Raw genomic sequence first — 13,895 nt, forward strand, 5'->3', positions numbered from 1 at the left:
CCGGCGGCGTCCGATACGCTCGACGCGTGCCGCAATGTTTGTCGGCAGCCCCGCAACCGGTGCATATTAGCGGCATCGTTCGCCCGACCCGTTGCCCATGACGCCAGACAAAGCCCTCGAACTGAAACGCAGCAAGCGCCGCGCGCTGTGGCTGCTGCTGGCCGCCGTCGCGGTGTTCGTCACGACGATCCTGCTGCCGCGCGGCCCGTGGGTCGACGGCGTCAAGGCCGTGGCCGAAGCCGCGATGGTCGGCGCGCTCGCCGACTGGTTCGCGGTCGTCGCGCTGTTTCGGCGCGTGCCGATCCCGTTCGTGTCGCGCCACACCGAGATCATTCCGAAGAACAAGGACAAGATCGCCGACAACCTCGCGGTGTTCGTGCGCGAAAAATTCCTCGGCCCCGACGCACTCGCCGCGCAGATCCGCCAGCACGATCCCGCGCAGAAACTCGGCGCGTGGCTCGGCGAGCCGGCGAACACCGAGGCGCTCGGCGGCTATGTGACGAAGCTGATGAGTTTCGCGCTCGACATGACCGACGACGCGCGGATCCAGTCGTTCGTGCACGACGCGTTTCGCGCGGTGATCGACCGGATCGACCTGTCGCAATCGGCCGGCGCGATCCTCGACACGCTGACGAAGGACGGCCGCCACCAGGCGCTGCTAGACGACGCGATCGAACAGGTGGTCGACGTGCTCGACAAGGAGGAGAACCGCGAGGTGATCGCGGGTTTCATCGTCGAATGGCTGAAGACGCAGTACCCGAAGGTCGAGAAGATCATGCCGACGCAGTGGTTCGGCGAGAACGGCGCGCGGATGCTCGCGAGCGCGGTGAGCCGCGTGCTGGAAGGCGTGGCGGCCGATCCCGAGCACGAGCTGCGGCAACGTTTCGACCGGACGGTCGTGCGCTTGGCCGAGCGGTTGAAGCACGATCCCGCGTTCATCGAGAAGGGCGAGGAGATCAGGCGCTATATCCGCGACGGCGCCGCGTTCAACGACTATGTGCGTGACCTGTGGGACCAGTTGCGCGCGTGGCTGAAGGCCGATCTCGCGCGCCCCGATTCGGCGCTGCACCGGCAGGCCGCGATGCTCGGCGGCTGGCTCGGTGCGCGGCTCGCGGAGAGCCCGGCATTGCGTGCGTCGCTGAACGAGCACGTCGAGAAGGCCGTGCACGAGATGGCGCCGGATTTCGCGGATTTCCTGATGCGCCACATCCGCGACACGGTACGCAACTGGGATGCGCGCGAGATGTCGCGGCAGATCGAGCTGAACATCGGCAAGGATCTGCAATACATCCGCATCAACGGCACGCTGGTCGGCGGGCTGATCGGGCTCGGGTTGTATCTGGTGTCGCTGGTGCCGCGCTGGGCGGCCGGCTGGCTGCACTGACGCGGGCACGCGCGTTGCGCCCGTGGCGCGATGCGGTGCGCCGCCGGGTTACGCGACCGCCTTGGCGCCGTGCAATTGCAGGCCGAGCGCCTTGATGACTTTCAGGATCGTGCCGAAGCTCGGGTTGCCGTCGTGCGACAGCGCCTTGTACAACCCTTCGCGCGACAGGCCTGCATCGCGCGCGACCTGCGACATGCCGCGTGCGCGGGCGATCACGCCGAGGGCATGCGCGATGAAGGCGGAATCGTCGCCGGCTTCCTGCAGGCACGCGTCGAAGTACTCGGCCATGTCGTCTTCGGTTTTCAGGTGTTCGGCCGAATCCCACGGCCGCGTGTTGATCTTGTTCATCGATCACTCCATGTCGAGGTGCGCGAGCATTGCGTGCGCGGCGCGTATGTCGACCCGTTGCGTCGATTTATCGCCGCCGCAGAGCAGGATCACCCATATCGTTCCGCGCCTTGCGTAATAGATGCGATAGCCGGGGCCGTGGTCGATACGCATTTCGACGACGGGGGAGCCGGCGGATTTCCAGTCGCCCGGATTGCCCATCGACAAGCGGTCGATGCGCGCCTGAATGCGGCGCCTGGCGAGGCGATCGGGCAGGCAGGCAAACCAGGCATCGAAGACGTCGGTGGTCCGGATGCTGTACGTAGGCGCACTGTAGGGCACGGATTGCAGGATGTCAACCATGGTTCACATGCTCGATGAATGGAATCGGTTGCGCCTACGGTAGTGCCGCGCGCGTCGTTCGAGGTCGAATTGGCCGTCAGGCCGATCCTGTCGCGAGGCCGGGGCCGGCCATCCGGTCGAAGCCGGAATTCCGCGAATCCGTCTACAATCAAAAACGTCTTTGCCGCCCGTGCGCGCTCGCCGCGCGCGGGCGGGTCCGTTCGTCCTCCGGCATCCGGAGGCGCCGCCGCGCATCACGCATCGAGCATCGCGTGTTGCGCGGCGAGCAGTGCCGTGGTCTGTGTCCAGTAGGTAAGGCGTCCGCGTGCCGTAGGCCGGCGCGCGTCCTGTACGCCGCGTGTCCGTAGGCCGGGCAGGCGGCATAACCGAGAGTCCCCTTGACGTCCTCGTCCGCCTAAAGGCGGAGGATTCCCACACCTGGCGATGCACGTCCGCATCGGAGAATGTTCAGCGCAGCGTTGATATCACGATCATGCTCGACACCACATTCACTGCAGGCCCACTCTCTTACTCGCAGTCCCGCGATACCTTTCGGCCGCGTCGTGCTGTCTTTCGATCCGCACGCCGAACAGGACTGGGTGGAACCGCTTTCGTCGACTTCCTCGAACGTGGCTCCGTGCGCGATCGCTTTGTAGCGGAGCTTGTTTCGGAAGGACGACCAGGACGCGTCGTAGACGCTCTTCGCCATCCTGGTTCTGGCGAGTTTGACAGCCGACACGTTGCCGACCGCGATGTAATCGAAACGCCGCACCAGATCGAGTGCCAGCTTGTGCTGGAAGTCGGCACGGGTATTCGCCACCTTGGCGTGCAGCTTCGCGATATGCCGCTTGTGCTTTCGCGCCCGCTGCGCTTTCGCCAGCTTTTCCGCCGCGCGTCGACCGAACCGGTCATTCGGCAGTTTTTCTCCGGTCGAAAGTGTGGCGAAGTCTTTCAGGCCGAGATCGATGCCGACGCCGGAACGGATCGGGCGGGCCTGAACATCCGGCATCTCGATCACGATGTTGAGAAACCAGTTGCCGCGTGCATCCTGCGCGAAGTTGGTTCCGTCCTTGATCTTGCCTTCGGGAAGCGCCCGGCTGTTGAACACGCGGAAGGTGTTGCCGGCGAAACGAAACGCGTCACCCTCACGCTTCAGGTCGCGGCCCTTCAGAGGCACCCAGCCAAGCGATTTCTTGCCGCGATAACGCAGGTAAGGCCGACGGTGCTGACTGCGCGACTTCGCATATTGCTCGCACGTCGCGTTGACCGTGCCGGAGTGGATGCCGAGCGCCTTGCTGCTACCCGTGGTCAGCACATTCAAATCAAAACCCGTTGGCCACCTCTTGTTCCACTTGAGCGCGTGCTTCTGCGTGTCGTTGCAGAAGTTCCAGACGTAGTTCACCGCACGGCTCTGCTTGTTGAGCAGTCCGTTGAGCGACTTCACTCGGTAGCGGTAGACAAGGACCATGCCGGTGATCCTAACCCGTCGAAGAAGCTGCCTGTCAACAGCACGCCTGTCCTTCCCGCCATCAAGGGCGGGGTTTCTCGGAGCAAATTTTGATGAAAGCATCGGATCTGTTCGTGAAGGCGCTGGAAGCCGAAGGCGTCGAGTACGTGTTCGGCATTCCCGGCGAGGAAAACCTCGATCTGCTCGAATCGCTGCGGCGATCGAAGATCAAGCTCGTGCTGACCCGGCACGAGCAGGCGGCCGGGTTCATGGCCGCCACCTACGGCCGCCTGACGGGCCGCACCGGCGTGTGTATCGCCACGCTCGGGCCCGGCGCGACGAACTTCGTGACGGCCGCCGCCTATGCGCAGCTCGGCGGCATGCCGATGCTGATGATCACCGGGCAGAAGCCGATCAAGTCCAGCAAGCAGGGCCACTTCCAGATCGTCGACGTGGTCGACATGATGCAGCCGCTCACGAAGTTCACGCGGCAGATCGTGTCGATCGGCAACATCCCGTCGGCCATACGCGAGGCGTTCCGCCGCGCGGAGGAAGAGCGCCCGGGCGCCGCGCACCTCGAGCTGCCGGAAGACATCGCGCACGAGGAGGGCGACGGCAAGCCGATCCCGCGCAGCTACAGCCGGCGGCCGGTGGCCGAGGAGAAGGCGGTCGCGCATGCGGTCGACGCAATCCAGGCCGCGCGGCATCCGCTCCTGATGATCGGCGCGGGCGGCAACCGCAAGACCACCTGCAAGATGCTGCTCGAATTCGTCGACAAGACGGGCATCCCGTTCTTCACGACGCAGATGGGCAAGGGCGTGATCGACGAGACGCACCCGCTGTGGCTCGGCAACGCGACGCTGTCCGACGGCGATTTCGTGCACCGCGCGATCGAGCATGCGGACTGCATCATCAACGTCGGCCACGACGTGATCGAGAAGCCGCCGTTCTTCATGCGTACCGACGACAAGACCGTGATCCACGTGAACTTCCTCGGCGCGCAGGTCGACCCCGTCTATTTCCCGCAGATCGAGGTGGTCGGCGACATCGCGAACGCGGTGTGGCAGATGAAGGAGGCGGTGACGCCGCAATCGCACTGGGATTTCGAGCGCTTCCGGATGATCAAGGAGCATTTCGACGCGCATCTGCAGAAGGGGCAGCACGACTCGCGCTTCCCGATGTACCCGGTGCGGATCGTCAACGATCTGTACAACGCGATGCCGGTCGACGGCATCGTCTGTCTCGACAACGGGATGTACAAGATCTGGTTCGCGCGCTACTGGCGCGCGCACGAGCCGAATTCGCTGCTGCTCGACAACGCGCTCGCGTCGATGGGTGCCGGGCTGCCGTCGGCGATCGCGACGAAGATCGTGCATCCGCAGCGCAAGGTGATCGCCGTGTGCGGCGACGGCGGTTTCATGATGAATTCGCAGGAGCTCGAAACGGCCGTGCGGCTGAAGCTCGACCTCGTCGTGATGATCCTGCGCGACGACGCGTTCGGGATGATCCGCTGGAAGCAGGAGAACATGAATTTCCCCGATTTCGCGATGACGCTGCAGAACCCCGATTTCGTCGCGTATGCGCAAAGCTACGGTGCGCACGGGCATCGTGTCGAATCGGCCGACGATCTCGAGCCGCTGCTGCGCGAGTGTTTCTCGTCGCCGGGCGTGCACGTGATCGACGTGCCGATCGACTATTCGGACAACGAGCGCGTGCTGAACCGCGAGATCAAGCGCCTGTCGGCGCAACTCTGAATGCCACGTTCACAGGAAGGAGTCGTTCCATGTTGAAGGAAACCTATCCGTACTACCTCGCCAACGAAGCCGTCTACGCGAACACCGATCTGGAGGTGACGGACAAGTTCAGCGGCAAGGTCGCGACACGCGTCGCGCTGGCCGATGCGAAGGCCATCGACGCGGCGATCGGCGCGGCGGTCGATGCCGCGAAGCCGATGCGCGAGTTGCCGGCCTACAAGCGGCAGGCCGTGCTCGACCATTGTGTCGCGCGCTTTCGCGAGCGCTTCGACGAGCTGGCCGAGGCGCTGTGCATCGAGGCCGGCAAGCCGATCAACGATTCGAAGGGCGAAGTGACGCGGCTGATCGACACGTTCCGCGTGGCGTCCGAGGAATCGGTGCGGATCGACGGCGAAATCATCAACCTCGAGATCTCCGCGCGTGCGCAGGGCTATACGGGCTACACGAAGCGCGTGCCGATCGGCCCGTGCTCGTTCATCTCACCGTTCAACTTCCCGCTGAATCTCGCCGCGCACAAGGTCGCACCCGCGCTCGCGGCCGGCTGTCCGTTCGTGCTCAAGCCGGCGAGCCGCACGCCGATCGGCGCGCTGATCATCGGCGAAGTGCTCGCGGAAACCGACTTGCCGAAGGGCGCATTCTCGGTGCTGCCCGCGCATCGCGACGGTGCCGACCTGTTCACGACCGACGAGCGGTTCAAGCTGCTGTCGTTCACGGGTTCGCCGGCCGTCGGCTGGGCGTTGAAGGAGAAGGCCGGCAAGAAGAAAGTCGTGCTGGAACTCGGCGGCAACGCGGCCGCGATCGTCGATGCGGATCAGCGCGACCAGCTCGACTACGTGGTCGAGCGCCTTGCGTTCGGCGCGTATTACCAGTCGGGCCAGAGCTGCATCGGCGTGCAGCGGATCCTCGTGCATGCCGACCTGTACGACGCGCTGCGCGAGAAACTGATCGCGAAGACGCGTTCGCTGAAGATGGGCGACCCGAAGGATCCGTCGACGTTCGTCGGCCCGATGATCTCCGAATCCGAATCGCGCCGGCTGTCGGGCTGGATGGACGCGGCCGTCGCGGCCGGCGCGAAGATCGTCGCGGGCGGCAAGGTCGATGGCGCGATGTTCGAGGCGACGCTGCTGGAAAACGTCGGGCGCGAACAGGACCTGTACCGGAAGGAGGCATTCGGCCCCGTCGCGATCCTCGAGAAGTTCGACCGCTTCGACGAGGCGCTCGCGCGCGTGAACGACAGCGACTTCGGGCTGCAGGCCGGCGTGTTCACCGATTCGCTCGCGCATGCGCAGCGCGCGTGGGACGAGCTGGAGGTCGGCGGCGTCGTGATCAACGACGTGCCGTCGTTCCGCGTCGACAACATGCCGTACGGCGGCGTGAAGGATTCGGGCCTCGGCCGCGAAGGGATCCGCTACGCGATCGAGGACATGACCGAGCCGCGGCTGATGGTCGTGCGGCGCCGGTAACGCGCGGGCAGGCGGCGCGGTGCCGCGACGGCACGCGGGCGGGCGATCGGGCCGGCCCGCGTGCCGTTTTTCATGGTGCCGCACACCTTGGGCCGGCGCCGGGCCCGCACCGTGACTGACTCGCACGGCGGGCGGCTCGAACGCGCTCGACTGCCGGCCTCGCCTCGTGATGTAATCGCGCGAAACTGCCGACCGGGGTACGACACCGGAACGCGCGAATTCATTCTTCACGAGGTCGATTCATGTCCCCCGTCTCGGCATTCAAGCTGGTTTTGTTGTCATTTCTCGCGATCGTCGCGCTCGAATGCATCGCCAAGCGGCTGCGGTTGCCGCCCGCGGCCGCGCTGCTGATCGGCGGCATCGGCATCGCGTTCATTCCCGGCCTGCCGCCGATCAATCTCGATCCGGAACTGGTGTTGCTGGTGTTCCTGCCGCCGCTGCTGATGGACGGCGCGTACTTCTCGGTGTGGGAGGAGTTCAAGCGCAACGTCGGCGGCATCCTGCTGCTCGCGATCGGCGCGGTCGTGTTCACGACGTTCGCGGTCGGCTTCGCCGTGCACTGGGTGGCGCCGTCGCTGCCGTGGGCCGCGTGCTTCGCGCTCGGCGCGATCGTGTCGCCGCCCGACGCCGTGGCGGCGAAGGCCGTGCTCGAGCGCGTCGCGCTGCCGCGCCGGCTGATGGTGCTGCTCGAAGGCGAAAGCCTGCTGAACGATGCGGCCGGCCTCGTGCTGTTCCGCTTCGCGGTCGTCGCGGCGCTGTCGGGCACCTTCAGCCTCGGCCACGCGGTCGTGGGTTTCGCGGAACTCGGGCTCGGCGGCGTGGTGGTCGGCTTCGTGGTCGGCAAGCTCGTCGTGTGGTTCCTGAAGCTGCTCGACGACGACTATCTCGTGATCACCGTCGCGGTGATCGCCGGCTGGATCGCGTATATCGCCGGGGAAATGGTCGAAGTGTCCGGCGTGATCGCCACCGTCACGGCCGGCATGATCGTCGGCTGGCATCAGCACGAGGTGTTCTCGGCGGCGGTGCGCACGCGCGGCACCGCGTTCTGGCAGGTCATCGTGTTCCTGCTCGAAGCGATGGTGTTCGTGCTGATCGGGCTGTCGCTGCGCGGCGCGATCCACCGGCTCGGCGGTTTCGAGCAGGTGCTCGCCACGATGGTGCCGCCGATGCTCGCGGTGCTGGCGGCGGTGATCGTGTCGCGCTTCGTGTGGATCTACGCGGTCGAGGCGCTGAAGTGGCCGGTGCGCGGGATCGCGCGGCGCGGCGAAGCGCCCGACTGGAAGGCCGCGACGATCATGAGCTGGGCCGGGATGCGCGGCGTCGTCACGCTGGCGATCGCGCTGTCGCTGCCCGAGGCGATGCCCGGCCGCGACGTGATCCTGGTCGCGTCGTTCGCGGTGATCCTCGTCACCGTGCTGCTGCAGGGCACGACGATCGGGCCGCTGATCCGGCTGCTGCGCCTGCCGCAGCGCGAAGAACGCGCGTCGCACCACCTGACCGAGCCGCAGACGTGGGCATACGTCGAGGCGGCGCAGCTTGCGGCGATCCAGCCGCTCGTGCGCGACGAGAACGGGGTCGTGATCCATCCGCGCCTGCTCGAGCAGTACACGTATCGTGCGGAATTGACGGAAAGGGCGAAGAACGAGCCGACGTATCCGGCTGAAGTGCGTGCCGCGCACTACGACGTCGTGCTGGCCGCGATCCGGGCCGGGCGCGCGGAACTGTTGCGCCTGCACCGTTCGGGGCGCATCCACGACGAGATGCTGCACGCGCTCGAACGCGACCTCGACCTGCAGGAAGTGTCCGCGCAGCACGCGCGCGGGTAAGGCCGCACACCTCCGTCACATCGCCATCGAGCGGCCGGCGTCAGCCGGCCCGAAGCGCGCCCGGCCGATCGTTGCCCGGCGCGCTTTTTTTCTTTCGCGTGCCCGCCGATGGGGTGGATATTCATCCGGCCCTCAAATGCGACGGCAGCCAGCCTTGCAGCGCATGCAAGCCTTATCGCGCGGGTCTCGCAAACGTTATCGTCTTTCGAATCCGGAAATGATCCGATTTAACTGTTTCCGTCTCTTTGTGCATATTTGGCAAAACTAAACCGGATTGAGATAGATGCTGTGTTCTAATTTCATTTAGAATTAGCCGGTTATGTTTATTGAGAGAAAGGATGCGGAGGTAATACGGCCGCCAACGGGGAGAAATCGGCGTCCGAAACCCTGCAAGGCGGTGCCGACAGGCCAATTCGGCGGAATCAGGCGGGGTTTTCAACCGCTGAAATAAGATAGCGTCCAAGTCTGATAAACAACTCCTATGAAAGAATCGATTGGAGAATCGGCGTTTGAAACTGTATTTATGAAAGAATCGAGCGGTGATAATGCCTCGGATTGTCTTGAATCGGGGTTATCGGTCCTTCTCGTCGACGATCAACCGTTCGTCGGCGAGGTGATCCGCCGCGCGCTGCGCAGCGAACATGACATCGACCTGCACGTGTGCACCGACGCGCACCGGGCGATGGCGGTCGCGCGCGACGTGAAGCCGACGGTCATCCTGCAGGATCTCGTGATGCCGGAGATCGACGGCCTCGATCTGGTCCGCGCGTGGCGCGCGGACGCCGGCACCGCTCGCGTGCCGATCATCGTGCTGTCCGCGAAGGAGGAGCCGATCGTCAAGCGCGAGGCGTTCATCGCCGGCGCGAACGACTATCTGGTGAAGCTCCCCGACGCGATGGAGCTGGCTGCCCGCATCCGCTATCACTCGAATTCTTACCTGATGTCCCGGCAGCGCGACGAGGCGCTCGATTTCCTGTCGCACGACATGCGTTCGCCGCAGACGTCGATCCTCGCGCTGCTCGACGTCTACCGGACCGAGCACGGCGAGATGCCGGCGATCATGGAGCGCATTGCCGGCCATGCGCGGCGCGCGCTCGCGCTGGCCGACGGCTTCATCCACCTGACCCGCGCGCAGTCCGAGCGCCGCGCGCACGAGGTCGTGAGTCTCAACGAGATCGTGCTCGACGCCGTCGACCAGCTGTGGGAGAAGGCGGCCGGGCTCGGCAGCCGGGTCGCCGCGCACGTGCCCGATACCGAATGCGTGACGATGGGCGACCGCATGATGCTGACGCGCGCGGTCGCGAACCTGATCGACAACGGGCTGAAGTACGGCCCGGCCGGCACGGACGTGCACTGCACGCTGGGCAGCGAGGACGGCGCCTGGCTGATCGGTGTCGAGGACACCGGCGCGGGAATCGCGCCGGCGCAGCGCACGGCCGCGACCGAGTCGTTCGTGCAGCTCGAATCCGCGCATGGCGCGGCGCGCGGCGGCTTCGGCCTCGGGCTCGCGTTCGTCCGCGCGACGGCGGCGCGGCATCGCGGCCAGATCCTGATGCGCAATACGGCGCGCGGCTTCATGGTCGCGCTTCGGCTGCCGGCGCAAGCGGAGCGGTGATGTCGCGGCGCGGCCTGCCGGCGCCGCGCTGCCCGAGAGACCCTGATGCGCTCGTGGCGCGCCGTCCGGCGCGCCGGCGGGCGTGGATTTTTTCAACGCAGATTTTATAAAGCCCATAACGAACATGGCCACCGTGACGCCCCGCGCGACCAATGAAAGCCTGCATCCGACGATCGGCGCTGCCCGGCTGACGCTCGGCAATCGCATCCTGCTCAGCTTCGGCGTGCTGTTCGTGCTGATGCTGGTGACAGCCGGCGTCTCTTACGAGCGACTGCGCGCGATCAACAGCGAAGCCGTCAGCATCGAGCGCGACTCGCTGCCGGGCGTCTACCTTGCGTCGTCGCTGCGCGGTTCGGTCAACGAATCGTTCATGCTGCTGCAGCAGGCGACGTTCGTCGAAACCGATCCCGACAGCGTGCATCGCGATCTCGCGAAGATCGCCGATGCGCTGAAGGAAGTCGAGGCGTTGTCGGTCGACTATCAGAGTACGACGTTCCGCGACGACGACCGGCAGCGCTTCGCGGCGTTCCGCGGCGCGTTCGACCACTACGTGCCGCTGCTGAACGACGCCGTGCAGAAGAGCCGCGTGTCCCGCGAGGAGGCCGTCGCCGCGTACGCGAAAGTGCTGCCCGCGTGGACCGAGGTCGTGCGCAACGCGAACGTGCTGGTGCAGGAAAACCGCAAGTTCGCCGAGCAGTCCGCGAAGCTGATCCGCGAATCCGTGCAGGACACGGAAGTCGTGCTCGTCGGCGCGCTGACGATCATGCTGCTGTCCGCGCTCGGGCTCGGCTACCTGCTGTACCGGTCGGTGACCGTCCCGATGGCGCGGCTCGTCGAGGTGCACGACGTGATGCGCACCGGCAACCTGACGCGCCGCCTCGACCTGCGCCGCCGCGACGAATTCGGCACGCTGGAGACGGGCTTCAACCGGATGGCCGACGAGCTGACCGAGCTCGTCGCCCGCGCGCAGCAATCGTCGCTGCAGGTGACGACGTCGGTGGCCGAGATCGCGGCGACGTCGCGCGAGCAGCAGGCGACCGCGAACGAAACCGCGGCCACGACGACCGAGATCGGCGCGACCTCGCGCGAGATCTTCGCGACGTCGCGCGACCTGCTGCGCACGATGAACGAGGTGGCCGGCGTGGCCGAGCAGTCGGCGACGCTCGCGGGCGTGAGCCAGAGCGGGCTCACGCGGATGGGCGAGACGATGCGCAGCGTGATGGACGCGGCCGGTTCGGTGAATGCGAAGCTCGCGATCCTCAACGAGAAGGCGCTGAACATCAACCAGGTGGTCGCGACGATCACCAAGGTGGCCGACCAGACCAACCTGCTGTCGCTGAACGCGGCGATCGAGGCCGAGAAGGCCGGCGAATACGGCCGCGGCTTCGCGGTCGTCGCGACCGAGATCCGCCGCCTCGCCGACCAGACGGCGGTGGCGACCTACGACATCGAGCAGACGGTCAAGGAAATCCAGTCGGCGGTGTCGGCGGGCGTGATGGGGATGGACAAGTTCTCCGAGGAAGTGCGCCGCGGGATGCTCGACGTGCAGCAGGTCGGCGGGCAGCTGTCGCAGATCATCGCCGAGGTGCAGACGCTCGCGCCGCGCTTCCAGATGGTCAACGAAGGGATGCAGACGCAGGCGAACGGCGCCGAGCAGATCACGCAGGCGCTGTCGCAGCTGTCGGAGGCCGCGCAGCAGACGGCCGAGTCGCTGCGCCAGTCGTCGCAGGCGATCGACGACCTGACGCTCGTCGCGAACCAGTTGCGCACCAGCGTGTCGCGCTTCAAGGTCGACGCGTGACGCGCGCCGACCCGCAGAACGGCGCCCACGCGCTGTTCCTGATGTTCGAGCTCGATGGCGGGCGCTATGCGCTCGACGCAGCCGGCATCGACGAGGTGCTGCCGCTCGCGGTCACGAAGGCCGTGCCCGGCGCACCCGACTGGATCGCCGGGCTGCTGATGCGCGGCGGCCAGCCGGTGCCGGTGATCGACGTGCCGATGCTGGCGCTCGGGCGCCGCGCCCATGCGCTGCGCTCGACGCGGCTCGTGATGGTCCGCTACCGCGCGGACGAAGCGGGCGGCGAGCGCACGATCGGGCTGATCGTCGAGCGTGCGACGCAGACGATGCGGATCGACCGCGCGGCGTTCCGCTCGAGCGGCATCTCGACCGCACGCACGCGCTGGCTCGGGCCCGTCGCGAATACGCCCGATGGTGTCGTGCAGCAGGTATCGGTATCCGACCTGGTCGACGACGTCGCGCGCCTGTATCTGTTCGATGGCCTGCCTGGCCACGGGGGAGAGTCAGCATGAAAGAGTCCGAATCGCGATTTCGCGGCTGGCTGCTGCGCGAGACCGGCATCGACCCCGATTCGCTCGGCAACGATTTCCTGATCCGCGCGCTGACGGAACGCGTGCACGCGCTGCAGGCGGACGGCGAGCGCCTGCCGTCGGCGGCGCGGCCGCCCGTCACGCAGGACGCGCTCGACGCCTACTGGCAGCAGCTCAACGCATCGGCCGACGAGCGGCGTGCGCTGATCGAGCTGTTCGTCGTGCCCGAAACCTGGTTCTTCCGCGACCGGGAGGCCTTCGCGACGCTCGCGCGGCTCGCGACGGAGCGGCTCGCCGCGCTGCCCGGCCGGGTGATCCGCGTGCTGAGCGCGCCGTGCTCGACGGGCGAGGAGCCGTATTCGGCGGCGATGGCGCTGCTCGACGCGGGGCTCGACCCGGCCAGCTTCACGATCGACGCGATCGACCTCAGCACGCGCGCGATCGAGCAGGCGCGGCTCGGCTGCTACGGGCGCAATGCGTTCCGCGGCACCGCGACGGAGTTTCGCGCGCGGCACTTCACGCCGACCCGCGACGGCTGGCTGCTCGACGAGCGCGTGCGCGCGTGCGTGCAGTTCAGTCAGTCGAACCTCGTCGAACCGGCCGTGGATACCGGCATTCGCTACGATTTCGTGTTCTGCCGCAACGTGCTGATCTACTTCGATCGCGACGCGCAGGATCGCGTGATCCGCTCGCTCGACGCGCGTCTGGCCGACGACGGCATGCTGTTCGTCGGGCCGGCGGAAACGGGCGTCGCGATGCGGCACGGGATGCGCTCGGCGCGCGTGCCGCTGGCGTTCGCGTTTCATCGCGAGCCCGCCGCGGCGGCGGGCGATGTATTCGCGGCCCGGCCGGCGGCGCCGCTGGCGGCGGCCGCGCCGTATCGGCGCGCGGAGCGTTTCACGGTCGCGCCGCTCGCGGCGACGCGCTCGGTGCTGGCGGTCGCGCCGCCGGCGTGGCTCGGCGACACGCGTCAGCCGTTCGCGGCGCCGCCGCCCGCCATGCACGCGGCCGCGTTCGACGCACGGGGCGACCAGCCGGTGACGGCGGCCGAACCGGCCGCGTCGCTCGCCCCGGTTGCGGAGCGCGCCGCGCCGACGCTGGAAGATGCGCAGGCGCTGGCGAATGCCGGCGCGTTCGACGAGGCCGAGCGCGTGCTCGCGCAATTCTCGGCGCGCGTCGGGCCGCATGCCGATGCGTTCTACCTGAACGGGCTGATCGCGGACGCGCGCGGTCGCGCCGCGGAAGCCGGCGACTTCTACCGGAAGGCGCTGTACCTGCGGCCCACGCACCACGAAGCGCTGACCCATCTCGCGACGCTGCTCGACGTCGGCGGCGATCGTGCGGGCGCGCAATGGCTGCTCGAGCGCGCACGGCGCTCGGCCGGCTGACAAGAGATGGGTTGGGGACCG

11 protein-coding genes are annotated in these 13,895 nt (G+C 66.9%); 8 read left to right on the plus strand and 3 right to left on the minus strand.

All coding sequences use genetic code 11. The features are described from left to right. Positions 1-97: 97 nt before the first annotated feature. Positions 98-1,384, plus strand: a complete 1,287-nt coding sequence (locus CFB40_RS21355) for a DUF445 domain-containing protein (protein ID WP_089428081.1) — start codon at positions 98-100, stop codon at positions 1,382-1,384. 48 nt (positions 1,385-1,432) lie between these two features. Here the strand turns inward: CFB40_RS21355 and CFB40_RS21360 are convergent, their stop codons facing one another. The 3 genes from CFB40_RS21360 to CFB40_RS21370 all read right to left on the minus strand — a co-directional run bounded on the left by CFB40_RS21360 (position 1,433) and on the right by CFB40_RS21370 (position 3,521). After that, a complete protein-coding gene (locus CFB40_RS21360; RefSeq protein WP_089432325.1) occupies positions 1,433-1,732 on the minus strand; it encodes an addiction module antidote protein in 300 nt (99 codons plus the stop codon). 3 nt (positions 1,733-1,735) lie between these two features. Beyond that, entirely contained in the window at positions 1,736-2,074 is a 339-nt protein-coding gene (locus CFB40_RS21365; protein ID WP_089432326.1) for a type II toxin-antitoxin system RelE/ParE family toxin, read from the minus strand. A 394-nt stretch (positions 2,075-2,468) separates the two neighbouring features. Continuing rightward, positions 2,469-3,521 (minus strand): RNA-guided endonuclease InsQ/TnpB family protein, encoded by a 1,053-nt coding sequence (locus CFB40_RS21370; RefSeq protein WP_089432327.1) that lies wholly within the window; start codon positions 3,519-3,521, stop codon positions 2,469-2,471. A 92-nt stretch (positions 3,522-3,613) separates the two neighbouring features. On the opposite strand from CFB40_RS21370, the gene CFB40_RS21375 reads away from it, so the two are divergent. The 7 genes from CFB40_RS21375 (at position 3,614) to CFB40_RS21410 (ending at position 13,874) form a co-directional block, all read left to right on the plus strand. Continuing rightward, on the plus strand, positions 3,614-5,254 hold the full coding sequence (locus CFB40_RS21375; protein ID WP_089428078.1) for an acetolactate synthase large subunit: 1,641 nt from the start codon (positions 3,614-3,616) through the stop codon (positions 5,252-5,254). 29 nt (positions 5,255-5,283) lie between these two features. Further along, positions 5,284-6,717, plus strand: coding sequence for an aldehyde dehydrogenase family protein (locus CFB40_RS21380; RefSeq protein ID WP_089432328.1), 1,434 nt, complete (start codon positions 5,284-5,286; stop codon positions 6,715-6,717). 242 nt (positions 6,718-6,959) lie between these two features. Continuing rightward, a complete protein-coding gene (locus CFB40_RS21385; protein WP_089428076.1) occupies positions 6,960-8,543 on the plus strand; it encodes a Na+/H+ antiporter in 1,584 nt (527 codons plus the stop codon). 481 nt (positions 8,544-9,024) lie between these two features. Further along, entirely contained in the window at positions 9,025-10,158 is a 1,134-nt protein-coding gene (locus tag CFB40_RS21390; protein WP_089428075.1) for a hybrid sensor histidine kinase/response regulator, read from the plus strand. 124 nt (positions 10,159-10,282) lie between these two features. Continuing rightward, positions 10,283-11,959: a methyl-accepting chemotaxis protein gene (locus CFB40_RS21400; protein WP_089432329.1), complete on the plus strand. Its 1,677-nt coding sequence runs from the start codon at positions 10,283-10,285 to the stop codon at positions 11,957-11,959. Next, positions 11,956-12,468 (plus strand): chemotaxis protein CheW, encoded by a 513-nt coding sequence (locus CFB40_RS21405; protein WP_089432330.1) that lies wholly within the window; start codon positions 11,956-11,958, stop codon positions 12,466-12,468. The genes CFB40_RS21400 and CFB40_RS21405 overlap by 4 nt, the downstream gene beginning before the upstream one ends. After that, positions 12,465-13,874 (plus strand): CheR family methyltransferase, encoded by a 1,410-nt coding sequence (locus tag CFB40_RS21410; RefSeq protein ID WP_089428072.1) that lies wholly within the window; start codon positions 12,465-12,467, stop codon positions 13,872-13,874. Before CFB40_RS21405 ends, CFB40_RS21410 begins: the two co-directional genes overlap by 4 nt. Positions 13,875-13,895 lie beyond the last annotated feature (21 nt).

It is taken from the genome of Burkholderia sp. AU31652, assembly GCF_002223155.1.
In the GTDB taxonomy this organism is placed as follows: domain Bacteria; phylum Pseudomonadota; class Gammaproteobacteria; order Burkholderiales; family Burkholderiaceae; genus Burkholderia.